Annotated in this window: 14 protein-coding genes; 8 read left to right on the forward strand and 6 right to left on the reverse strand. The window is 63.6% G+C overall.

Going from position 1 to position 23,112, the window contains the following annotated elements; all coding sequences use genetic code 11:
* Positions 1 to 13: 13 nt before the first annotated feature.
* The 3 genes from JMY24_RS25665 to JMY24_RS25675 all read right to left on the reverse strand — a co-directional run bounded on the left by JMY24_RS25665 (position 14) and on the right by JMY24_RS25675 (position 5,213).
* A complete protein-coding gene (locus tag JMY24_RS25665; protein ID WP_128596771.1) occupies positions 14 to 1,162 on the reverse strand; it encodes an acyl-CoA dehydrogenase family protein in 1,149 nt (382 codons plus the stop codon).
* 52 nt (positions 1,163 to 1,214) lie between these two features.
* Positions 1,215 to 2,327: a CaiB/BaiF CoA transferase family protein gene (locus tag JMY24_RS25670; protein ID WP_128596772.1), complete on the reverse strand. Its 1,113-nt coding sequence runs from the start codon at positions 2,325 to 2,327 to the stop codon at positions 1,215 to 1,217.
* A gap of 165 nt (positions 2,328 to 2,492) precedes the next feature.
* Positions 2,493 to 5,213, reverse strand: a complete 2,721-nt coding sequence (locus JMY24_RS25675) for a LuxR C-terminal-related transcriptional regulator (protein ID WP_201703166.1) — start codon at positions 5,211 to 5,213, stop codon at positions 2,493 to 2,495.
* Between the two features lie 233 nt (positions 5,214 to 5,446).
* Between JMY24_RS25675 and JMY24_RS25680 the strand changes: the two genes are divergently transcribed.
* From JMY24_RS25680 to JMY24_RS25690, 3 genes are all read left to right on the forward strand, one after another.
* Positions 5,447 to 6,217 (forward strand): enoyl-CoA hydratase/isomerase family protein, encoded by a 771-nt coding sequence (locus tag JMY24_RS25680; protein ID WP_128596774.1) that lies wholly within the window; start codon positions 5,447 to 5,449, stop codon positions 6,215 to 6,217.
* Between the two features lie 91 nt (positions 6,218 to 6,308).
* A complete protein-coding gene (locus tag JMY24_RS25685; RefSeq protein ID WP_128596775.1) occupies positions 6,309 to 7,550 on the forward strand; it encodes a thiolase family protein in 1,242 nt (413 codons plus the stop codon).
* A 159-nt stretch (positions 7,551 to 7,709) separates the two neighbouring features.
* Positions 7,710 to 8,477 (forward strand): enoyl-CoA hydratase-related protein, encoded by a 768-nt coding sequence (locus JMY24_RS25690; RefSeq protein WP_128596776.1) that lies wholly within the window; start codon positions 7,710 to 7,712, stop codon positions 8,475 to 8,477.
* Between the two features lie 174 nt (positions 8,478 to 8,651).
* On the opposite strand, the gene JMY24_RS25695 is transcribed toward JMY24_RS25690, so the two are convergent.
* On the reverse strand, positions 8,652 to 9,794 hold the full coding sequence (locus JMY24_RS25695; RefSeq protein WP_201703167.1) for an acyl-CoA dehydrogenase family protein: 1,143 nt from the start codon (positions 9,792 to 9,794) through the stop codon (positions 8,652 to 8,654).
* 249 nt (positions 9,795 to 10,043) lie between these two features.
* Between JMY24_RS25695 and JMY24_RS25700 the strand changes: the two genes are divergently transcribed.
* Positions 10,044 to 10,940 (forward strand): SDR family oxidoreductase, encoded by an 897-nt coding sequence (locus JMY24_RS25700; RefSeq protein WP_128596777.1) that lies wholly within the window; start codon positions 10,044 to 10,046, stop codon positions 10,938 to 10,940.
* Between the two features lie 348 nt (positions 10,941 to 11,288).
* Here the strand turns inward: JMY24_RS25700 and JMY24_RS25705 are convergent, their stop codons facing one another.
* The gene (locus JMY24_RS25705) at positions 11,289 to 12,860 is read right to left on the reverse strand and encodes an AMP-binding protein (RefSeq protein WP_128596778.1); all 1,572 of its coding nucleotides are present in this window, start codon (positions 12,858 to 12,860) and stop codon (positions 11,289 to 11,291) included.
* Between the two features lie 438 nt (positions 12,861 to 13,298).
* On the opposite strand from JMY24_RS25705, the gene JMY24_RS25710 reads away from it, so the two are divergent.
* From JMY24_RS25710 to JMY24_RS25725, 4 genes are all read left to right on the forward strand, one after another.
* Entirely contained in the window at positions 13,299 to 15,038 is a 1,740-nt protein-coding gene (locus tag JMY24_RS25710; protein ID WP_164853708.1) for a DUF1302 domain-containing protein, read from the forward strand.
* A gap of 29 nt (positions 15,039 to 15,067) precedes the next feature.
* The gene (locus JMY24_RS25715; protein WP_164853709.1) at positions 15,068 to 16,441 is read left to right on the forward strand and encodes a DUF1329 domain-containing protein; all 1,374 of its coding nucleotides are present in this window, start codon (positions 15,068 to 15,070) and stop codon (positions 16,439 to 16,441) included.
* A 110-nt stretch (positions 16,442 to 16,551) separates the two neighbouring features.
* Complete coding sequence (locus tag JMY24_RS25720) at positions 16,552 to 17,649, forward strand: WD40/YVTN/BNR-like repeat-containing protein (RefSeq protein ID WP_201703168.1); 1,098 nt, start codon at positions 16,552 to 16,554, stop codon at positions 17,647 to 17,649.
* Between the two features lie 32 nt (positions 17,650 to 17,681).
* Positions 17,682 to 20,090 (forward strand): efflux RND transporter permease subunit, encoded by a 2,409-nt coding sequence (locus JMY24_RS25725; RefSeq protein WP_128596783.1) that lies wholly within the window; start codon positions 17,682 to 17,684, stop codon positions 20,088 to 20,090.
* 120 nt (positions 20,091 to 20,210) lie between these two features.
* On the opposite strand, the gene JMY24_RS25730 is transcribed toward JMY24_RS25725, so the two are convergent.
* Positions 20,211 to 22,910: a LuxR C-terminal-related transcriptional regulator gene (locus JMY24_RS25730; protein ID WP_201703169.1), complete on the reverse strand. Its 2,700-nt coding sequence runs from the start codon at positions 22,908 to 22,910 to the stop codon at positions 20,211 to 20,213.
* Positions 22,911 to 23,112 lie beyond the last annotated feature (202 nt).

The raw sequence follows: 23,112 nt of genomic DNA on the forward strand, positions 1-23,112 counted from the left end.
ATGGAGACCGGCGTCAGCCGATATGACGGGAGATGATCATCTTCTGGATGTGGCTGGTGCCTTCATAAATCTTGCACACCCGCGCATCGCGCAGATAGCGCTCGACAGGGAAGTCGCACAAATAGCCGTAGCCGCCGTGAATCTGCAGAGCGTTCGAGCAGACCTTCTCGGCAATCTCGCTTGCAAACAGCTTCGCGATCGATGCTTCCTTCATGCAATCGACGCCCGCGTCGCGCAGGCGCGCTGCATGGATGCAGTACTGAAAGGCGACATCGACTTGTGCGGCCATGTCGGCGAGATCGAACGCCACACCCTGAAGGCGCGCAATAGGCGCGCCGTACGCCTCGCGCTCATTCGCGTATTTCACGGCCGCTTCGAGCGCGGCGCGCGCTGCTCCGGCGGCAATGAACGCGATGCCGATGCGGCCGTCCGACAATCCGCCCATGACCGTACGGTAGCCGTCGCCCTCGGCGCCCAACCGATCCGACACCGGCGCCCGATAGTTTTCCAAGCTGATCTGCGCGGTGTGAGCCGTGTGCTGCCCGAGCTTGCTTTCCACGCGTGTCGTGAGATAGCCCGGCTTCGATGTATCGACGATGAATGTGGTCGCGCCGCGTTTGCCGGCGCTCTTGTCCGTGATTGCAAACGCGACGGCTACGCCGGCCTCGCTACCGTTCGAAATGAACTGCTTCGTGCCGTTGAGCACGTAGTGGTCGCCGTCGCGTACCGCGCTCGCGCGCAACGCTGCTGTGTCCGATCCGGCATGCGGCTCCGACAACAGGAATGCGCCGATCGCCTCGCCGCTGGCCATGGCTGGCAGAAAGCGGCGTTTCTGATCTTCGGTGCCGTTCTCGGCGATACACATTGCCGTGAAGTTGTGAACGTGGAGGATCGTCGCAAGCCCTGCGTCCGCGGCCGCGAATTCGTGCTGCGCAAGGCAGAAATCGAGCACGCCCGCTTGCGTTCCGCCATACGCCTCCGGAACAAGCATGCCCAGAAAGCCGAGTTCGCCAAGTTCCTTCAGTTCCTTATGCGGCCACGCGGATTCGAGATCGCGCTGCGCCGCCGTCGGCGCGATGATTTCGGTTGCTACGCGCCGTGCACTATCGCGAATCAGGATTTGCTGTTCGCTCAGGAACAGGCTCGATAGGTCTTTATTCATCAGTCATCCTTGGTATTGGAAGCGTGTACGAAGGCGAGAACGGCCGCCGCAATCAGCGCGCGGACCAGTCTTTCAGGACCGTGCCTGTGTGTTCGCCGCGGCGGGGAACCGCGCGCGGACCGTGCGCGGGCGTCGCCGAAAAGCGCGGCGCGGGATTGGGCTGCAAAACGCCGCCTTCTCGTGTGTAGATGTTTCGCGCCTGCATATGCGGATGCGCGGCGGCTTCCTCGGGGCTGAGAACGGGCGCAAAGCATGCGTCCGTGCCCTCCAGCAGCGCGCACCATTCATTGCGCGGACGGCTCGCGAAAAGCGCCGTGAACCGCTCGCGCAAGGCAGGCCAGGCGTGCTTGTTGTTGGCGTCGTTGCAGGCGGGGTCGTCGGCAAGTCCGAGCTTCTCGCACAACTGCCGATAGAACTTCGGTTCGACGGAGCCGACTGAAATCATGCCGCCGTCGGCGCAGCGATAGGTGTTGTACCAGTGCGGGCCGTCCAGCAGGCTTTGTCCGCGTGCCGTAGTGAACTGGCCGGATGCGTGAAGCGCGAGGAGGAGCGACATCATGTGCGCGCTGCCGTCGACGATGGCCGCGTCGACAACCTGTCCTTGACCGGTGACGCGTGCATGCATGATGCCGGCGAGCAGGCCGATTGCAAGATAGAGCGCTCCACCGCCCATGTCCCCGACGAGACTCGGCGGTGTCATGGGTGTCTCGCCCGGCTGCCCGGAATACCAGAGCGCGCCCGACAGTGCGATGTAGTTCAGATCGTGGCCCGCAGCGTGAGCAAGCGGACCGGTCTGCCCCCATCCCGTCATGCGCCCATAGACCAGCCGCGAATTACGCTGCAGACACGCGTCCGGCCCGAGGCCCAGCCGCTCCATCACGCCAGGGCGCATGCCTTCGATAAGCGCATCGCAATGTTCAACGAGGTCGAGTACCGTTTGAACGCCCGCGGGCGTTTTCAGATCCGCAACGATAGAGCGCTTGCCGCGATTCGGAATGTCGTGCTGCGCGAGGTCGAGTCGGTCGGCACCGGGATCCACGCGGTCGACCACCACCACGTCTGCGCCCAGGTCGGCGAGCAGCATGCCGCAAAACGGCCCGGGACCGATGCCCGCGATCTCGAGTACACGGATCCCGGTCAACGGGCCTTGTCTCTGCGACGTCATGGTGTGCCTCATGATGAATGAATGCACCCAATGATAGGGAGCGCAACGTGCGTCCACACCCCTCGGAGGGGAAGGGTGGCGTGCTATGTAACGTGGTAATGCGACGGACGCGGCCCCCTATTTAGGACAGGGGTGCGCGGAGCGCGGTGTATGCCTGCGGCGGGCCTATGCGATGTAGCCGTGTTCGCGCGCCCACACCATCGCGTCATAACGCGTCGAGACGTCGAGCTTGTTCAGGATGTTGCGCACGTTCCATTTGGTCGTGCCGACAGAGATGTTCAAGGTCAGCGCGATACGCTTGTTCGACATGGCCTGCGAGATCAACAGGAGAATCTCGCGTTCGCGCGGCGTGAGGTTCACGCTTTCGTGTTGCAACGATTGCGCGGCGGATGATTTGCCCGACCGTACAGCGCTCGCAGTCGACACGTAGAGCTTGTCCAGCACCGTTTCCAGCAGCGACGCTGCGGATGGCGTCAGCCCCTGTGCTCCACGCAGTGCAGCGAGACCGGCGACGACAGGCTCGCCGTCGTCGATGAATGTGCGTAAGAGTCCGAGATCGGCGCCTGCATTGAGCGCTTCGATCAGGCTTCGGTGAGCCTCGTCGCGTTCCTGCAGCGAGTCCCATGCCGCCGCGGCGAGCAGGTTCGCCCGCACGAGAAGTCTTGCGCGGCCGGCCGCGTGCGCGAACGCGCGGACCTGGTCGAGTGCTGCCAGCGCCTCTTTTGCGTTGCAGTCTACGAGGGCAAGCCGCGCGCACGTCGAGAGGGTAATGGCGCCAATCTCGGCTGCCGTGCCGGCGGCGCGTTGCGGGGTGTCGGCGAGCGCCTTCAGCCTTGCCAACACGCCTTGCGCCCGGACGTGATCGCCGTCGCGAAGCAGCATGCACACCTGTTCCGCCAGCATGACGGCGGCCGGCCGCAGCAGGTTCATGCTGTGGAAATGGTCGGCTTGTTCCTGCAAAAATGCCAGAGCTGCGCCCGATCCTGCATCCAGTCGATCGAGCCGCGCATGGCAGACCGAAGCATCGACCATCACGTCGGGCCAGGATGCGCATAGCAGCCCTGTGCGGTTGGCGAGCACGTCGCGGGCGTCGTCGATGCGGTCGAGTTCATAGTACGCACCGCTCAGCATCGCGGCGCATAGGCCAGCCGGCACCGAGTGACGACCATAGCCCGCTTCTGCCTGTTCAAGCAGCGCAGATGCGAGGCGCGCCGTCTCGCGGACCTGTCCATGCACGAGAAGCGCCGCAGGCAGCGTCGCTTCGAACATCAGTGCGATTTCGCTGCCCTGGTCGGCGCCCGGCACGGCATGCTCGTCGTGCAGTTTCAACGCTTCCTGCAAGCGGCCCACATGCGCATAACCGGTCACAAGCGCGGCGACGTGGATATAGCGCAGCGTGCGGTTCGCAGGCCACGACTCGGGCTCGCGCCCGAGCAGTTCGATGACCCGTTCGCTTTCGTCGCGCTGCATCGCGATGGTCGCTTCGGCCAGCGCAAGCTGGGTGTGCATATCGGCATGAAGCCTGGACTCGCTACGTCCTAGCTGCTCCAGCCAGCGTTGCGCCTCGGCGGTGCGTGCGCTCAGCGCACAACTCAGGCAGGCAAGGAACGAGAGCTGCGGATGCGCGACGAGGGCATCCTCGGGCATATGGTCGAGTAGCTGGACCATCGCGGCAACGGCACTGAAGCGCCAATCCGGCGGCATCGACTGCTCGATGATCTGCACTGCGAGTTCGAGATCGCCGCCGAGATTCGCATGGCGCACGGCGTCGGCCGGCATCTGATGCTTTGCAAACCACACGCTGGCGCGCCGGTGCAGCGTCTGCAAGCTCTCATCGCCGCGTTGTGCGAGCCGGTTGCAGAGAAACTCGCCAAGCAGCGGATGAAAGCGATACCACGGCGCGCGATCGCCGGTATGCACGCGCTGAATCAGCAGCAACTCCTCGTCGGCGCGGCGCAGCAGATCGCCCGCTTGAACGTGCTGCGTAACGTGTGCCGCGAGCGCGGCATTGAAGCGCCGCAGCGGCGCGAGCATTTCGAGGAACTGGATCATTGCGGCCGGCGCCGGCGCAATCACGTTTTCCGCGAGGTAGTTGTGCAGGTCGCCGGAACGACGCAACAGCGCCGTCACCTGGCCGCGCGCGGCCGGGCGGTTTCGCAGCATGAGCGCGACAAGCTGGAGGCTCGCAGGCCAGCCGCGCGTGACGTCCTGGATCAGCTGCACTTCGTTGGCGGTGAGCTTCATTGTCGCGAGGTTCTGCTCGAAGAACGCCTGCGTTTCGTCGAGGCTAAAAGGCAAGTCTTCGAGGCCCACCTCGGCGAGTTGCCCATACACGCGCAAGCGGCTCAGGCCGAGCGGCGCCGTGGTGCGCGAGGCGATCACCATATGCAGATTCGCAGGGCTGTGAGTGACGAGTTTGTGCACTAGCTCGTGTACCCAGGAATCGTCAACGTGCTGAAAGTCGTCGATGAACAGATAGAGGTCTTTCCCGACGCGCTGCACGCCCGCGATGATCGCCGCTGCCACCGGCTCGACCGGCCACGCGCGATCGTCGCGGCCCACCAATGGCGCGGCCTCGGACTCCACGCCAAGAGGCGCGAGCGCGCCGAGCAGATCGCGGCAGAATACGTCGCTGTGACGATGATCCGCCGTGAGCGCGAGCCATGCTACTTCTGCGCCCGCCTTCATGAGTTCCTGACGCCACTGCACGAGCAGAATCGTTTTGCCGAAGCCCGCATTGCCGGTGACGAGCGTGAGCGCGCAATGCTGCGCGTCCCGCAGGCTATCGAGCAGTTTTTTACGCACGATATGGCGAGGACTGACACGCGGCGGCGCGAATTTCGCCGGTACGTTGAGTTCGTCGAGTGGCGGGTTCTGGAACGTCATGATTTCACTTCTACGGTGACGGGATGCTAGCACGTTCGTCGCGCGCGCAAACCTCGTCTTCTCCCTGGCCAAACGGCCATTTTTTTCGAACGCCCCCCCCCCCGCAAATGCAGGGGAATCCGCGCGGCGACCGCTCTATCGTTTCAATGCATGAACGGCCTTCCGGCGTAGCGTCAAGTCACTTGCAGCACGCGAACTTCCAACAGAACTGGCACGGATTGGGGAGCAGACAGATGAGCGTCACATTCGAACTGAAAGGCCCCGTGGCCTGGGTCACACTCGCGCGTCCCGACGCGATGAACGCGCTGTCGCGCGACATGGTTCAGGGCATCACCGCGAAGCTGATGCAATGGCGGGAAGACCCGCAGGTGCGTGTCGTCGTCGTGACGGGCACGGGCCGGGCGTTCAGCGCGGGCGCCGATCTGAAGACCGCCGGGGCGCCCGCTCAACCGGGCGAAAAAGACTTTCTCGACGAGATCATTCAACTGTTCGATACGTTGCGCGCGTTTCCGCGCCCTGTCATCGCGGCGGTCAATGGCCTCGCGCTCGCGGGCGGACTCGAAGCTGTGATGACCTGTGATTTCGTGATTGCGGCACAGAGCGCGCGCTTTGGCGACGCTCACTCGAACTTCGGCGTGTTTCCGGGTGGCGGCGGCGCAGCCGTGCTGCCACGCAAGATCCCGGTGAACATCGCGAAGTATCTGCTGTTCACTGGCGATTCCGTGTCCGCGCAGGAGATGAAGCAGTATGGCCTCGTCGCCGAGGTGGTCGCAGACGCGGAACTGATCGAGCGCGTGCAGGCAATCGGCGAGAAACTGGCGGCTAAAAGTCCCCTGGTACTCGCGAAGATGAAACGCGTCGCCGACGAATCGGCAGACAAGCCGGTCGCGGACGCGCTGCGGCACGAGGTGCTCGAACTGCGCAATCACCAGCGCTCATACGACATACAGGAAGGGCTGCGCGCGTTTGTCGAAAAGCGCAAGCCGGAATTCAAGGGCTACTGATCGTTGCGGGACCGGGCAACGGCGGCCCGCTCCCCAGGCATGGTGCGCGGCCGCTTGTGAGACGAACGGCATTATTCGAACTGGAGAAGACATGGAAGACATCTATATCGTCGGCGTGAGCATGACGCCGTTTGGCCGCCACATGGACAAGAGCGTCAAGCAGCTTACCGCGTGGGCTGTTGAGGACGCGCTGAAGGACGCGGCCTGCGACCGCAAATGGATCAGGGCTGCATTCTTCGGCAACACGGCACAAGGTCATTTCGACGGCCAGCACATGATTCGCGGCCAGGTCGCACTCTTGCCGATCGGGCTGGGCGGCATTCCGATCTACAACGTGGAGGGCGCGTGCGCGTCGTCGAGCGCGGCTTTCAATCTGGCTGTGATGCAGCTGCGCGCGGGCGCGGCGGACGTGGTACTCGCGGTCGGCGCTGAGAAAATGTACTCGGACGACAAGGCGAAGATGTTCTCGTGCTTCGAATCGGCCTGGGATATTGAAACGCTGGAGGACAACAAGAGTTGCCTCGCGGGCATGGGCAAGGACATCGTGCCGCCGCCGGGTTCGCAGTCGGACAAGCCGTATAGCCCGTTCATGGACGTGTATGCGGCGCTCGGACGTGCGTTCATGTCGCGCTTTGGCATCACGCAGCGGCAGATCGCGGCCGTCGCGGCAAAGAATCACAATCATTCGGTGCACAACGAGCGCTCGCAATACCGTAGGCCGATGACAATCGACGAAGTGCTGGCCGCGCCGCCCATTACCTATCCGATGACGTTGCCGATGTGCTCGCCGATTTCCGACGGCGCGGCTACCGCCATCCTCTGTACGGAAAGCGCGCTGAAAAAGTACGGTTTCGATCGCAAGCGTGCGATCAAGGTGATGGCAAGCGTGCTGCGCTCGGGCTCCGCGCGCGCGGCGGACGACTATGCGAACGCCTGCACCCCGCAAGCCGCTAAGGACGCGTTCGAGCAGGCGGGCATCGGCCCGTCGCAAATCAACGTTGCCGAGCTGCACGACGCGACCGCGATCGGGGAGCTGATTACGTTCGAAGGGCTGGGTCTGCGTGAGCCGGGCGCGAGCGGCGTTCTCGCGGAGCGGGGCGAGACATCGCTCGGCGGCTCGATCGTGGTCAATCCGTCGGGTGGGCTCGAGTCGAAAGGACACCCGATCGGCGCCACCGGTCTCGGGCAGATTTTCGAGCTGGTCGAGCAACTGCGCGGAAATTGCGGAGCGCGTCAGGTCGAAGGCGCCCGCTTCGCGATCCAGGGCAACGGCGGCGGTCTGTGGCGCGTGGAAGAGGCGCTCGAGCATATCGCCATTCTCGGTAAGGCTTAACGTCGGCAGACGCGGCGCGGCGCCGCACTTCAGTGCACGACGTGACGAAGGACGCTGGCAATTGCTGCGGCGTCCTGTTGTCGTTGGTCAACGGTCGCACGCCGCGTTGCTTACGCATACTCATTTGCTGGCCGGCCAATTCGGCGGGGGAGTCGTTCAATGGTTGAAATCAGTTGGGAGCAGAGCGTCGCAATCCTCACGATGAAGGGTGCAACGCCGTGGAACGTGATGGACCGTGCAATGCTCGAGCAACTGGGCGCAGCGCTTCCCGAAGTCGTTGCGCAAGGTGCGCGTGCCATCGTACTGACCGGGGCGGGGCGTGTGTTCTCGGCAGGTGGGGACGTTCATGCATTCAACGCGCTTGCGCAGGAAGGTGCCGACGCATTGTCGAGCGGCATCGGCATGCTCATGGAGGAATTCGGTAACCCGATTGCGCGCTTCATCGCCGGGTCGCCGGTGCCTGTTATCAGCGCGGTGAACGGACCGTGCGCAGGCGGTGCAATGGGCTACGCGCTTGCTGCGGACATCGTGCTCTGCGCGCGCTCGGCGTACTTTCTCGTCGCTCAGGTCGCGCAGCTCGGCGTGGTGCCGGATCTCGGCATCAACTGGGTAATCGCGCGCTCGCTCGGGCGTCCACGCGCGCTGGGCATGGCGTTGCTCGGCGATCGCATCGGCGGTGAGCAGGCGGAGCAGTGGGGCTTGGTATGGCGCTGCGTCGACGACACAGAATTGCTGCCGCAGGCGCTCGCGTTCGCACATAAGCTCGCTGCATTGCCGAAAGACGCGATAGCAGAGTGCCGGCGCCTCGTGGACGACGCCGCGCACATGTCGATCAAGGAGTCACTTGCCGCCGAGCGCGAAGTGCAGCGCGGCCTCGTTCGCTCGTCTTTCTTTCGGGAGGCGTGCGCGAAGTTCGCGGCGAAGTAGCGGCCACTGCGATTGCGATTGTGGCTGCGGCTGCGGTAGAGCGCGTTGCCAGCTTGCACCTGCCGCTTCACGCCCCGCCTCGTCACGTTACCTGAAGTGTGCGCATGAAAAGCCCCGGTCGTAATACCGGGGCTTTGCTCGTACCGGGCGCAATAAAAACTCGTTGCACACCGTTCAAAGATTGCGCGAGATGATCAGCTTCTGGATATGGCTCGTGCCTTCGTAAATCTTCGTGACACGCACGTCGCGGTAAAAGCGCTCGACGGGGAAGTCGTTCAGGTATCCATAGCCGCCGTGGATCTGCAGCGCATCCGAGCAAACCTTCTCAGCCATCTCGGAGGCGAATAGCTTGGCCATCGACGGCTCCTTCGCGCACGGCAGGTCCGCCGCACACAGCCGCGCCGCATGGATCACGAACTGGTGTGCGATCTCGACCTGAGTCGCCATGTCGGCAAGATCGAACGCGACGCCCTGCAAGTTGATGATCGGCGCGCCATAGGCTTCGCGCTCCCTGGCGTAGCGCACAGCGGCGTCGAGCGCGGCGCGCGCGGTCCCGACTGCAATCGCCGCGATCGCTATGCGGCCCTCGGACATGCCGCGCAGCATCTTCTTATACGCGCTGCCTTCCTCGCCGAGGATGTTGCCGGCGGGCACGCGGCAGTCGATCAACTGGATCTGCGCGAGATGTGCCGACCGCTGGCCCAGTTTGTTTTCGACGCGTGCGACATGATAGCCGGGCTCGGACGTGTCGATGATGAACATGCTGGCGCCATTCTTGCCCGCGCTCTGACCGGTGATTGCAAGCGCGACGGCTACGCCGGCCTTGTTGCCGTTCGAGATGAACTGCTTGGTGCCGTTGAGAACGTAATGGTCGCCGTCGCGCCGTGCGGACGTGCTGAACGCCGTGGTGTCCGAACCTGCTTGGGGTTCGGAAAAAAGCCCGGCCGCATAGGTTTCGCCCGCTATGAGGCGAGGTAGAAAGCGCCGCTTCTGCTCTTCGGTGCCTTGTGCCGCGATCAGTCCGATGATCGTGTTATGCACGTGGACGACCGTGGCGAAGCCCGCGTCGGCAACTGCCAGTTCCTCGATAGCGAGGCAGTACTCGACGAAAGTGGCGCCCGAGCCGCCGTGCGCCTCCGGCGCAAGCATGCCGAGGAAGCCCAGTTTCGCGACAGCGTCGAGCTCGTCTCCCGGCCACGCGTGAGTGCGGTCGCGCTCGGCTGCGGTCTTGGCGACGATCTCTGTTGCGACGGTGCGCGCGGAATCGCGGATCATCACTTCCTGTTCGCTCAGGAATGCTGCTGATACGTCGGTCATTTTCTCTCTCTAATAGGTGTGGTTTGCGTTCACTATGAACGCGGCGCCGCGCTCGCGCCCCTCTCCTCGTGGGGGGAGGGCGCTCGCGGTATGCACATGCCCCCCAATCTGGACGGGGGCCGGTCGCACCACGTCGTCTTATGCTGAACCCGTAGCATCTAAATACACGGCGTGACGCCTGTCGCGAGTGAGATATCGCGCCGCGCCAGACCGGTTCATTCATCTATTCAAGACTTTGGAGAGACGTCCATGGGTATCCGCTTCGACGGAAAAGTTGCGCTGATCACAGGTGCGGGCGCCGGCCTCGGTCGCGCACATGCGCTTGCATTCGCCGCGCGCGGCGCGAAGGTCGTGATCAACGATTTCGGCGGCAGCCGTGACGGCACCGGCAGTTCGAGCACGGCCGCACAGACCGTGGTCGACGAGATCCGCAAGGCCGGCGGCACCGCGATCGCCAATGGCGCGAACGTCGCGGACCCCGTGCAGGTGCAGGCAATGGTCGAGCAGGCCATGACCGAGTTCGGTCGCGTCGACATCCTCGTGAACAACGCCGGCATTCTGCGCGACAAGAGCTTCGCGAAGCTGCAGGCCGAGGACTTCAAGCTGGTGCTCGACGTTCATCTGCACGGCTCGATCAATTGCACGAAGGCGGTGTGGGACGTCATGCGCGCCCAGCAATATGGCCGCATTCTGATGACCACCTCCGCAGCTGGCATGTACGGCAACTTCGGCCAGGCGAACTACGGCGCGGCGAAAATGGCGCTGATCGGCCTGATGAACGTGCTGAGCGTGGAAGGCCGCAAGAACGACATCAGGGTGAACACGATCGCGCCGGTCGCGGCCACGCGTATGACCGAAGACGTGATGCCCGCCGAGGCGCTGCAACGCATCCAGCCGGAGCGCGTGACGCCGGGCGTACTGTATCTGTGCAGCGAGCAGGCACCTTCGAAGGTGATTCTGGGCGCCGGCGGCGGCACGTTCTCGACCGCGACGATCATGGAGACCGCACCGGTTCGCCTCACGGACGCGGAGCTAACGCCGGAGGGCGTGGCCGCGCGTTTCGCGGAGATCGCTGACTGGACGACAGCGCGCGCCTATGCGGAAGTACTGGAGCAGGTGCAGGTTTTCCTCGCGCCCGCAGCCTGATTCGCCACGCAAGCGGGTGAAGTTCGCGCGCGGAGTCCGGTGCGTGCGCTGTGGACGAATGTCCAACGTGAAATTCATCGAGCCGCAGCAATTGGCGCGTGGGCCGGCATCCGGCTCGCGCGGTTCGCGGCCTCATTGAACGGGTTTACCGGACACGTATCGCAGATGACTCTCATGCGATACGTTTGCCGCCTCGACGGTCAACCGGCGAGGCGGCTTTTTTGGCGTGCGGTTCAGCTGCGCAGATGAAGTGAGACGGGACAAGGCCACGCCGTGCTGCACGACGCGCCCAACACCGCAACGCCGGGCACATCTAGACGGAAGTGTTACCCAATGGTTACCCAAGCGCTACCCAACGCGGCGCGACTGACCTTTCCAGTACTTCTCGCGCACATGACGGCGCAGTACTTTGCCAACCGCACTGAGCGGCAAGGTCTCCACGAAGCTGACACTTTTGGGCGCCTTGAAGCGGCCGACAGAGCGCTTGACGTGCTCGATCAGTTCCTCGGCACTCACCTGCATGTCCTGCCTGAGTACGACTTCGGCATGCACGGTTTCGCCCCATTCCGGGTGTGGAATGCCGATCGCCGTCGACATGCTGACCGCCGGGTGCGAGTTCAGCGCGGCTTCTACTTCGATCGCGTAAACGTTGAAGCCGCCGCTGATGATCACGTCCTTCTTGCGATCGACAATGAACAGATAGCCGGCTTCGTCGAGATAGCCGAGATCGCCCGATTTCCAGAACCCGTTGACGAACTCGGCGGCCGTGCCTTGCGGGTTGTTGAAGTATCCGCAGATTGTGCCTCTGCAGCGTACGCAGATTTCCCCCGTCTCGCCAGGTGCGACGTCTGTGCCTGCGTCGTCCACGATTCTGAGTTCAATGCCTGTGCCGACGCGGCCCGCCGACGCCAGACGCCCCGATTCGACTGCGCTCAGATGGTCGGCCTTCGACAGGATACCGACAATCTGCAGGCACTCCGTCGCGCCGTAAATTTGCGTGAAGACATTGCCGAAACGTTGCTGCGCGAGCTGGAGCTTTGCCGGGCTCATCGGCGCGCCACCGTAGTAGATCGTGTCGAGCGACGAGAGATCGTAGGCGGCCGTCTCCTTCACTTCGAGCAGCCGGTAGATCAACGTTGGCACGAGAAGGGCGTTGGTGATCCGCTCCGTCTGGACATTGATACACCATTGCCGCAAGTCCGGGACGTTCTGTGTCACGTTGCAGCCGCCGCGAAAATAGGTGGGCAGCACGCTGAAGCCTGAAGCGTGGCTGATGGGCGCCATGTGCAGGTTGCGCGTCGTGTCATGGAACGTTTGTTCGTTCTCGAAGTACGACGCGTCGCGCATGGCCATCCAGTTGTCGATGGTGTATTGCGCGCACTTGCTCTTGCCTGTAGTGCCGCCCGTGAAGCGATAGATCAGGATGTCGTTCAGCGTATCGCTTTCGACCTCCGGGTTCGCGTCGCTGCTGCCCTCGACCAGATCCCAGAAATAGTGGAGACCGTCGCGCGGCATGTCGGGCGGGTCCATGCAAACCACGGTAACGCCGCGTTCGATCAGGATGTCGAAGTAGGCCGGGAGCAGTGTGTTTTCTATGAACACCACCTTGGGCTTGATGAAGTCCACCTGCCAGCAGTGCTCCTCCAGCGAGTCGCGGAAGTTGGTGTACACCGCGCCGGCTTCGCCCTTGAGCACGGTCCACGCATGCAGCAGCGACATGTTGTCGTTGTCGAGCAGGCACATGAATGCGTCGCCACGGCACAGGCCCAGGCGCTCGCGCATCATGTTGACGATCCTGTTGGTCACCAGATGCAGTTCTTTGAACGTGTAGCGTCTTTGCCGCTCGATGTTCACGAGCGCTTCGTTGCTGGCGTACCGCATCGCGGTGTAGCCGAACGTGCGTGCAAAGTTCATTTTCATCTCATGTCTCCAGAGTCTTATCGTCGGCTCAACCAGTGCGCGCCGCGCCTGCGCGCTCCAGCACTGCGCCGATTTTAGGCGCTCGCATATGGCGCGGCCCCTTTCTTTTCGCGGGGTGCCGATGCAATAGCCTCGCTAGATATTTTACGCACCGAACTCCGTGCCGAACGCCGAGACCGCCCCGATCGTGTAAACCCACCCCCCTCCTTTTTACAGGGGAGGCAGGGGCGGCGTGCTGGCACCTTATGGCATGGCTATCCGGCATCGAGCAATGACTGAGCGGCTCGCTCGGCTTCTGAAGCAGCGTGAGGATGACGGCGCCGGAGTGCGGATCGCGGGAGCGTCAACCGGGGAGGATCGAGCACATAGAAATGCTGAGCAATGAAAACAAAAGGAGACAAGCAGATGTATCGGAAAGACAAAAAAGATTGCCGGGCTATGACCCTGCCGCGCCTCACCGTGTTGGCGAGCGTGATCGCCGCCACCATCCCGTTGCATGCATACGCATTCAAGTTCAGTACCGATTCGTCCGATTGGGACGTGAACTGGGACAACACCATCAGCTACAACCTCGGAGTGCGCGCGCACGGCATCGATCCGATGATCGGCAATAACCCGAGCTACGACGACGGCGACTACAAGTTCCGCCATGCCGGCGACGTCGTCACCAACCGTGTCGCGATTCTCTCCGAGTTCACGGCTGCCTACCAGGGGTACGTGGGCGTGCGCGTTTCGGCGTCCGCATGGAAGGATTTTGCATACGGCAGCGGAAACGTCACCAATCCTGGCCTCTATGCGCCGGGAGTCACGTATCAGTCGCTGCGTTCGTATCCGAACGGCACCTACAGTTCTTACACAAATCGCTTCTACGTGCAGGGCGCGCAGCTGCTCGACGCGTTTGCGTTCTACAACACGCAGATTGGCGGCCGTGCGGTCTATCTGAAGGCCGGCCAGTTCACCGAGTACTGGGGCAATTCGATGCTGTCGCCGACCCAGGGCATCTCGTACGCTCAAGGGGCGACGGACGGCATCAAGGCTTACAACTCGCCTGGCACGCAGACGAAAGAACTGCTGCTGCCGCGCCCGCAGATCAGCTTGACCGCGCAGGTCACGCCTGAAGTGTCCGTGTCCGGCCAGTACGAACTCGGCTGGGCGCCAAACCGGCTGCCGACAGGCGGAACGTATATCGAAGCAAACGACGCGGTGGCCCAGGGACCCTCGGGCCTTTTCATCACCACATTGCCGGGCGCGGTGCGGCCGATCCTCGGGCTACCGCCCGGTGGGCCATTCGGCTACGTGATCCCGCAAGGCCCGTCGATCAGGCCGCCGCAAGTGGACAACAATTTCGGCGTGAAGATCGGCTGGACGCCGGAGTTCCTGAATGGCGGCATGGGCTTCTATTTCCGGCGGCTCGACGAAACGCAGCCGTGGGTGCTCGCGAACTGGAAGACCATTCCCGCGTTGAACCGGGCGCTGCCGACCGACTATCACCTCGCCTACAACCGCGGCGTGCAGCTTTTCGGCTTCAGCCTGGACACGACGATTGCCAGCACAGCAGTGGGCGTAGAAATATCGTATCGGCACAACACCGCGCTCAATACCGCGCTCAGCCCGGCCATCGCAAACCAGACGACGGGGGCCAAGGGCGACATCCTCAACGTCGTCACGAACGCCATCGTGCCGCTGCCGCGCACGCCGCTGTGGCAAACGGGCACGCTGACGGCTGAACTTGGCTACACACGTCTGCTCTCCGTCACGCAGAACGCGTCGCTCTACAACGGCGTGGGCTACGCCGGATGCCCGAGCAACAACAAGTGGAACGGCTGCTCGACGAAAGACTACGTGGGCGCGGGCCTCGTGTTCGCGCCGCAATGGCTCCAGGTATTCCCGGGCATCGACCTGAGCATGCCCACCTCGTTGTCCGGCGGTCTCTACGGCACGACGCCGATCAATCCCGGCTCATCGGCGGGCGGCCAGGGTTTCTTCACCTATTCGATCGGCGTGCAGGCGCTGATCCGCCAGCGCGCCACGCTCACGCTTTCCTACATCGGCTATCACGCTCACGTGAACACCACCGCGGTCACGCCGAGCGGGTTGCCCTACAACAGCACCGGCAACGGTCTGATCGACCTCAACGACCGTCCATGGGTCTCGCTGACCTTTCAGTCGTCGTTCTGAGGGATTCATCGCAAAAAGGAGAAAGACGTATGAAAACTCTGCTTCATGTGGCCGCGGCCGGCCTCGTGACATTGCACGCCGCCGGCGCATGGGCGGGCGTGTCGGCCGAAGAAGCCAGGCAGCTCGGCACCACGCTCACGGCATTCGGTGCGGAGAAAGCGGCGAGCGCGGACGGTGACATTCCCGCTTACACCGGCGGGTTGACCTCGCCGCCCGCGGGCTATTCGGCCAACAGCGGAAAGTGGCCGGACCCGTTCAAGGGCGAGAAGCCAGTCGCGAGCATTACGGCGGCGAACATGGCGCAGTATGCGGAGCGTCTGACGCCCGGCGTACAGGCGCTGCTCAAGCGCTTCCCGGAATACCGCGTGGACGTCTATCCGACGCATCGCTCGGTGTCATATCCGCAATGGGTGCTCGACAACACGTTGAAGAACGCGACCAATGCGAAGCTCGTCGGCAAAGTGGAGGGCGACGGCGTGGAAGGCGCGTTTGGCGGCGTGCCGTTCCCGATCCCGAAGAACGGCTACGAGGTGATGTGGAACGCGCTCCTCAGCTATCAGCGCACGCAGTTCTCGGTGACCAACTTCGGCGGCTGGCTCGTCGACACGTCGGGTGGCCGCACGCAATTGCCTGTGCTGAACTTCGTCGAATACCGTCCGTATTACGACCCGAAGAACGCGGACAGCAAGCCGGGTTATCCATACGACCGTCTGTGGGCGCAGATTCAGACGCCGCCGACCCTGGCGGGGCAGACCGCTCTCGTCAACTACTCGATGAACTATTCCGAGCGTGACCAGGAGAGCTGGGCGTATTTTCCGGCCCAGCGCCGTGTGCGCATGGCGCCCGACTACAAGTACGACACCCCGGCGGCGAACTATGGCGGCGTCGAGTTCTGGGACGAAGCAGGCCTTTTCCGCGGCCGTATGGATCGCTTCGACTTCAAGCTGATCGGCAAGAAGGAGATGATCATCCCGTACAACAACTATCGCCTTTCGCAGCTTGCTCCGGACGATGTGCTGGGCCAGAAGAACATCAAGCCCGATGCGATGCGCTGGGAACGTCATCGCGTGTGGGTGGTGGAAGCGACGTTGAAAGCGGGCGCGCGCCACGCCTACGCCAAACGCATGCTGTACGTCGATGAGGACGCATGGGCGTTCGTGGAAGCGGACGGCTATGGCCATGACGGCAAACTGTGGCGCGTCGGCCTCACGCATACGTTCCCGTTCTACGACGGCGGCGGTGTGTACACCTTCCAGAACAACTTCTACGACCTCGAGAAAGGCAATTACTTCGTCACGGGCACGACGTCGGAGAACGGCCAGCCGCTCGTGCGCGTGTCGGACAAGTTCGACAAGGCCAATCTCTTCACGCCCGCGGGCATGGCGGGAACCGGCTTGCGCTAAAGCGCGAACCGAGTTGATGAACCGTTGGACCGAGCTTTGTTCGCCCTTCGCCGGCATGCCCCGGCGAAGGGCGGCGCCAGATCGCAAGACAGAGGAAGACGATGCCGCAAATGAAATATCGAAGGGCGCTGTGCACAGCTTCGCTGTTGCTCGCGCTTGCTGCGTGCGCTTTCAACGTGCAGGCCGCTCCCGCTGCGGCGCCCGCACAGAAAAGCGCATTCGTCGATCCGCTGGACGCACCTGCGCTGATGCACGGCAATGTCGCCGGCCGGCCCGTCATGGCGGTCGCGCGAGCCGGCGCCCGTCTCATCGCAGTCGGCATGCGTGGCCTGGTCATTGTTTCGGACGACGCAGGAAAAAACTGGCGGCAATCGGCCGCACCGGTTCGCAGCGACCTGCTCGCGCTCAGCTTCCCGACTGAGCGGGACGGGTGGGCGGTCGGCCACGACGGCGTGGTGCTGCATACCGCGGACGCCGGCAACACGTGGACACGCCAGTTCGACGGACGCATGGCGGCCGCTGCGCTGACGGCCTCGTATAAAACAAGAATCGCAAACGGCGACGCCACGTTGCAGCCTTATCTGGAGCAGCTCGCGCTGAACTACAAGCAGGGGCCGTCGCTGCCGTTGCTAAGCGTGTGGTTCGACGACGCGCAACACGGCATGGCGGTCGGGCCGTTCGGGTCGGCGATCGCCACGAGCGACGGCGGCAAGACGTGGCTGCCGATGCTCGAACGCATCGACAATCCGCACTTTCTGCATCTGAACGCGATTCGCGGCATAGCGGGCCACGTTTTCATTGCGGGTGAAAAAGGCATGGTGTACCGCCTCGACCGAACCACAGGAAAATTCTCGGCGACCCCGACCGGCTACGTGGGGAGCTTCTTCGGAATTGAGGGCGGCGAGCGCGCGTTGTTCGCCTACGGCTTGCGCGGCACGATTTACCGCAGCACCGATCTCGGCATGAACTGGGTCGCCCTGAAGAGTCCGCTGCATGGCGGGGTGACGAGCGCGGCGCCCATCGAAGCGCGTCACGCGATGGTGTTTGTCACATCGAGCGGCGAAGCAACGCTGTATGACAGCGCCACCGACTCGTTCAGCCCGCTCAAATTGCGCCATGCGGCGGCATTGACAGGCGTCGTGCCGATTTCCGCCGACATGCTCGCGCTCACGTCGCTGAGCGGCGCGAGCCTCGCATCGGCGCGATAACCGTCCGCTGAACCAGCAAAGAGAGTATTGCCATGCATCCCCAATCTCATCGTGGCGACGCCACGCCGGTCGTGCGCTCCCGGGCGGAATTCGAAGCGAAGTCCGGATCGCGGCTGGAATGCCTGATCTTCAACAACCGTCTGTGGATCGTGTCGGTTTGCATCGTGCTGACCGCGTTGTTGGGCTTCGCGGCGGCAAGATCGAACGTCAGCGCGAGCTATGAACGGATGATGCCGCAATCGAGTCCGTTCATCCGCAACTATCTGGCGAACCTCGACTCGCTTCGTTCGCTCGGCAATTCGGTGCGCGTGGTGGTCGAAAATCGCCACGGCAGCATCTATGACCCGAAGTACCTCAGCGCGCTGCGTGACATCAACGATCGCGCGTATCTGCTGCCCGGCGTCGACCGCGCTTTCGTGAAATCGCTATGGATGCCGGTGGTGCGCTGGGCCGAAGTGACGGAGACAGGCTTCCAGGGCGGCCCGGTGATGCCCGACGACTACGACGGCTCGCCGGAGAGCATCGCGAAGCTGCGCCAGAACGTGACGCGTGCGGGCATTGTCGGATCGCTCATCGGTGACGACCAGCAGTCGAGCACAATCTTCCTGCCGCTGCTCGACCACTACGCGGATAGCGGCAAGCCGCTCGATTCACGTGCACTGCACGACGCGCTCAACCGGATACGTCAGGACCACGCACGCGACGGCATCGCGATTCACGTCATCGGTTTCGCGCAGCTCGTGGGAGACCTTATAGAAGGGCTGTTGCAGGTCGCACTGTATTTCGCCGCCGCGGCGGCGCTCGCTACGGCGGTGATCTATGGGTACACGCGCTGCGCGCGCAGCACCGCGCTCGTGATCGGCTGCTCGCTTGCGGCCGTGGTCTGGCAACTCGGCATCGTGCATCTGCTCGGTGTGGATCTGGATCCGTACTCGATCCTCGTGCCGTTCCTGATTTTCGCGATCGGCGTGTCACACGGCGCGCAGAAAATGAACGGGATCATGCAGGACATTGGCCGCGGCACCGACCGCTACGTCGCCGCGCGCTATACGTTCCGGCGTCTCTTTCTCGCCGGCCTGACCGCGCTGCTGGCCGACGCGGTCGGATTCGCCGTGCTGATGCTGATCGACATTCCGGTCATACGCGGGCTGGCGGTGGCGGCCAGCGCAGGCGTGGCGGTTCTGATCTTCACGAATCTGGTGTTCCTGCCGGTCATGCTGTCGTACACGGGCGTAAGCGCTGCCGCCGCATCGCGCAGTTTGCGCGCGGGCACCCGGCATCCGCTTGCCACGTTGCTCGTGCCGTTCACGCGGCGGGTACCGGCCTGTATCGCCGTCTGCATCGCAGCGGCGCTGCTCGCGGGCGGCCTCGTGGTCGCACGGCATCTGAAGATTGGCGACCTCGACCCCGGCGCACCGGAATTGCGCGCCACCTCGCGCTACAACCGCGACAATGCCTATATCACGAGCCATTACGGATTGTCGACGGATCAGTTCGCCGTGATCGTCAAGACGCGCGCGGGCGGCGTCAACGACTACCGGACACTGATGGAGATGGACAACCTCGAACAGGTCCTGCGCGATGTCGACGGCGTGCAAACCACGCAGTCGATCAGCGGCGTGAGCCGCCGCAATACGGCTGCGGGTTTCGAAGGCGATCCGCGCTGGATGACGATCAGCCGCGATCCGTTCGTCTCGACGGATGCGGTGAACAACGGCTACGTGGCCAATCCGGAACTCGTGAACGGCGCCCGCTCGGTGGCACCGGTCATCGCGTATCTGGCCGATCACAAGGCGAAGACGCTCGAGCAGGTAGTGAAAGCCGTCCAGGGCTTTGCCGCGCAGCACGACACGGCGACGCTGCAGTTCCTGCCCGCAGCCGGCAGCGCGGGCATCGAGGCGGCGACCAATATTGCGGTCGAAAAGGCCAACAGGATGATGCTCGTGCTCGTCTATGCGGCAGTGATCGCGCTGTGTTTCGTCACGTTCAGAAATTGGCGCGCGGTGGTGGTCGCCGTGGTGCCGCTCGTAATCACGTCGATTCTGTGCGAGGCGCTAATGGTCGCCCTCGGCATTGGCGTGAAGGTCGCGACGTTGCCCGTCACGGCGCTCGGAGTGGGCATCGGCGTGGACTACGCGCTCTATCTCGTGAGCATCCAGCTGGCGCTGCAACGACAGGGCGCGACGCTCGAAGCCGCTTATCGCGAGGCGCTGGGCTTCACCGGCAAGGTGATCGCATTGATCGGCGTGACGCTGGCGGCATCCGTCGTCACGTGGGCGTGGTCGCCAATCAAGTTCCAGGCCGACATGGGTGTGCTGCTGACTTTCATGTTCATCTGGAACATGGTCGGGGCTCTGGTGCTGATTCCCGCGCTGTCGCACTTTCTGCTGCAACGTGCGCCAGTGGGACGCGCGAGTTGTGCGCATGCGATGGCCGAATAGCGGACGAAAGGCGGCACGAGCACGAGGAAGCGCCGATCTTCAGCGTGGCCGATTGCAGACTTGTCGGAGATCGGTTCTCTGTCGTGCCCGAACTCGCGACGCGGTTTGAGAACGAGCGGCTCAGTCGATGAGCTTCTGATTGCGCGCCCAAACCATCGCATCGTAGCGGCGGGAGACGCCGAGCTTGGAGAAGATATTGCGCAGATTCCACTTGACCGTTTCGACAGTGATGTCGAGCGCAAGCGCAATGCGCTTGTTCGACATTGCTTGCGCGACGAGCCCGAGGACCTGTATCTCTCGTTGCGTGAGCGTGGCGTGGCCATTGCGGGCACCGCTGGCTTTCCTCGGCAATGGAGCGAGGTGTCCCGTTGTTGTCCCGGCCGGGTACGTGGCAAGCAGACCTTGCGCGAACTGTAGCGCGGGACCGTGAAGCACTTGCGCCTGCACGACGAGCGCCAGTTCGTCGCGCGCGAGTGCGCCTTCGTCGAGGAACGTGCGCGTGAGGCCATAGCGGCAACCGCATTGCACCGCGCGGCTGCGCAATGCCATTGCCTCGTCGGCACGGCCGAGGCTTGCGAAGGCACGCGCGGAAAGCAAGTCGATCAGCGTGAGGAGACGGCCGCGTCCTATCGAGAGCGCGTGCTGGCGCGCGGTCTCCAATGCTTTGCGTGCGCGCTGTGGGTTAGTCGACAGATCCACACGGGCGTGGGACAGCGCGGCGGCAATTCGGACCTCGACGAGGAACCCCTGGCTATGCTCGTGTTGCGCTGCGAGCGTGTCGAGCGTTTGCAGAAGCGCATCGGTCTCGGCACGATTGCCGCGGTTCACATGAATGCGGATCTGCTCGGCCAGCATTAACGCGAACGGCCGATCATATCCGAGGCCGCGAAAGCGCGCGGCCTGTTGGCGCAGAAAGGTGAGCGCCGCGCCCGCGCCCTCCTGCAGAAGATCGAGGCGCGCCCGGCACAGCGACGCGCGGACAGTTACCTCGACGCCCGACGACTCCAGCAGGCCATGCCGATTGGCGAGCGTCTCGCGCGCGTCGTCGGTCTGGTTCAACTCATAAAGCGCGTCGGCGAGAAATGCCGCGCAAACATTCGCGCAAACGGACCGCTCGCCGAACCGCTTGAGCGCACGCGCGTGAAGCGTGGCCGCGATGCGGGCCGCCTCGCGGGCGTCGCCTTCGAGCAGCAATGCCAGCGCGTGCGTGCTCTCCGCGATGATCGTCATGTCGTTGTTGCGATCGGCGGCGGGGACGGGCTGGCTTTCGAGCAGCGCCCGCGCATCCGCGTACCGTCCCGACCCGGCGTAGGCCACCGACAACACCGACAGCATCAGATAGCGCAGGAACGGATTGTCGGCGGTGTCGACGCGATGCGATTCGAGAAGACAGATCGTCTGCTGCGTGTCGTCACGCTGTAGCGCGATAACGGCGCGCACGAGCGGCAGACTGCGCGCCGCACTCGGCCAGCGTGCTGGATCGTTGACGCCCAGTCGATCGAGCTGGGCCTCGGCTTGCGCCGGCAGTGCCGTCAGCGAAATAGCAAGACACATCAGCTCCGCCAGATGCGGATGCTCAAGCAGCGTTTCGTGTGGCAGCCGTTCCAGCAACTGAAGCAGCGGGCCGACGTAGCCGAGCGTCCACGTGGCCGGACCCGCTTGCTCGATGACCTGTGCGGCAAGCTCGACATCGCCGGCCAGATTCGCGTGACGCACGGCCTCGGTTACCAGCTTGTGTCTGGCGAACCATTGACTTGCGCGCTGGTGCAGTTGCGCAAGTGCCGCCGCGCCGCGCCGCTGGACGCGCGTGTCGAGGAACTCGCCGAATAGCCGATGAAAGCGGAACCACGGCAGTTCGTCGTCCAGATCGACGCGCTGAAGCGGCAGGTTCTCGAGTTCCATGCGCGCGAGGAGATCGGCGGCGTTCGGATGCCCCGTGACGAAGGCCGCAAGAGGTGCATTGAAGCGCCGAAAAAGCGACATGTCCTCGCAAAACGCGACCAGATCCGGCGGAAGCGTGGCGATTACTTCCTCGCTGAGCCACGTTTGCAAATCGTTCGAGCGCCAGACGAGATCGCTCAGCTGGTTGCGCGCGCCCGGCCGGTTGCGCAGCATGATGACGATCAGTTGCAGGCACGAAGGCCAGCCGCCCGTCAGGTCGTGAATCATGCCGGTGTCGTCGGCGCTGAGTTGGCCCGGGCCGAGGTTGCCTTCGAGAAAACTGCGCGTTTCGGCGGACGAGAAGGGCAGCTTCGCACTGTCGAGCTCGACCATCTGATCCATCACTCGAAGGCGGCTCAGGCCGAGCGGAGGCACCGCGCGCGAGGCGATCAGCAGATGCAGATTTGCCGGGCACCGCTCGATCAGCCGCTGGATCAGCCGATGCGCGCCCGGATCTTCGACGTGATGGTAATCGTCGAGGATCAGATACAGCTCGTCTGTCAGCGGCTCGATTGCGCTCAGTATGGACGACACCGTCTCGTCGATCGACGCAGCGCTCACGCGATCGACCGGTAACGCCAGTTCGACCGCGACGCCCAGGTTCTGCAACGCCGCGAAGAAGGCGAAGCAGAAGTCCGCGAAGCCTTTGTCGTCGGTAGTCAGGGAGAGCCACGCCACGCGCGCGTTGTCTTGCATGCACCGCTGACGCCATTGCGCGAGCAACGTGGTCTTGCCGTAGCCCGCGCTTCCCGTGATCAACGCCAGCTTGCGTTGCTGGACCTGCGCAAGCTGCGCTAGAAGATCGGCGCGCGCGACGTGTTGCGCGCCGATGCGCGGTGGTGCGAACCGTGTCTCGATCAACAGTTTGGGGAATGGCATTGTCGGAACGTCGCAGGACACAAGTGGCGTTAAGGCGTGGGGCAGGCGGGATAGTGGGATAGCGGGACGGTCGGCTTCGCCTTGCGCGCCGCCAGCTTATGAGCGGAGCACCCCGTCAGGATGTGGCGAGTGTACGGCTCTGGCCGGTATCACCCATCCCCCTCGTTTGGAGGGGGGGATTCGCTATCCCGCGCATTATCCC

This window comes from Paraburkholderia kirstenboschensis (assembly GCF_904848585.1).
Lineage (GTDB): Bacteria > Pseudomonadota > Gammaproteobacteria > Burkholderiales > Burkholderiaceae > Paraburkholderia > Paraburkholderia kirstenboschensis.

What these genes read in the sequence shown, in the direction of transcription:
- JMY24_RS25705 (WP_128596778.1), bottom strand. Translation starts at nt 12,860, where the DNA reads ATGAAAATGAACTTTGCACGCACGTTCGGCTACACCGCGATGCGGTAC.
- JMY24_RS25710 (WP_164853708.1), top strand. Translation starts at nt 13,299, where the DNA reads ATGACCCTGCCGCGCCTCACCGTGTTGGCGAGCGTGATCGCCGCCACC.
- JMY24_RS25670 (WP_128596772.1), bottom strand. Translation starts at nt 2,327, where the DNA reads ATGACGTCGCAGAGACAAGGCCCGTTGACCGGGATCCGTGTACTCGAG.
- JMY24_RS25690 (WP_128596776.1), top strand. Translation starts at nt 7,710, where the DNA reads ATGGTTGAAATCAGTTGGGAGCAGAGCGTCGCAATCCTCACGATGAAG.
- JMY24_RS25685 (WP_128596775.1), top strand. Translation starts at nt 6,309, where the DNA reads ATGGAAGACATCTATATCGTCGGCGTGAGCATGACGCCGTTTGGCCGC.
- JMY24_RS25680 (WP_128596774.1), top strand. Translation starts at nt 5,447, where the DNA reads ATGAGCGTCACATTCGAACTGAAAGGCCCCGTGGCCTGGGTCACACTC.
- JMY24_RS25720 (WP_201703168.1), top strand. Translation starts at nt 16,552, where the DNA reads ATGAAATATCGAAGGGCGCTGTGCACAGCTTCGCTGTTGCTCGCGCTT.
- JMY24_RS25715 (WP_164853709.1), top strand. Translation starts at nt 15,068, where the DNA reads ATGAAAACTCTGCTTCATGTGGCCGCGGCCGGCCTCGTGACATTGCAC.
- JMY24_RS25695 (WP_201703167.1), bottom strand. Translation starts at nt 9,794, where the DNA reads ATGACCGACGTATCAGCAGCATTCCTGAGCGAACAGGAAGTGATGATC.
- JMY24_RS25665 (WP_128596771.1), bottom strand. Translation starts at nt 1,162, where the DNA reads ATGAATAAAGACCTATCGAGCCTGTTCCTGAGCGAACAGCAAATCCTG.
- JMY24_RS25700 (WP_128596777.1), top strand. Translation starts at nt 10,044, where the DNA reads ATGGGTATCCGCTTCGACGGAAAAGTTGCGCTGATCACAGGTGCGGGC.
- JMY24_RS25730 (WP_201703169.1), bottom strand. Translation starts at nt 22,910, where the DNA reads ATGCCATTCCCCAAACTGTTGATCGAGACACGGTTCGCACCACCGCGC.
- JMY24_RS25675 (WP_201703166.1), bottom strand. Translation starts at nt 5,213, where the DNA reads ATGACGTTCCAGAACCCGCCACTCGACGAACTCAACGTACCGGCGAAA.
- JMY24_RS25725 (WP_128596783.1), top strand. Translation starts at nt 17,682, where the DNA reads ATGCATCCCCAATCTCATCGTGGCGACGCCACGCCGGTCGTGCGCTCC.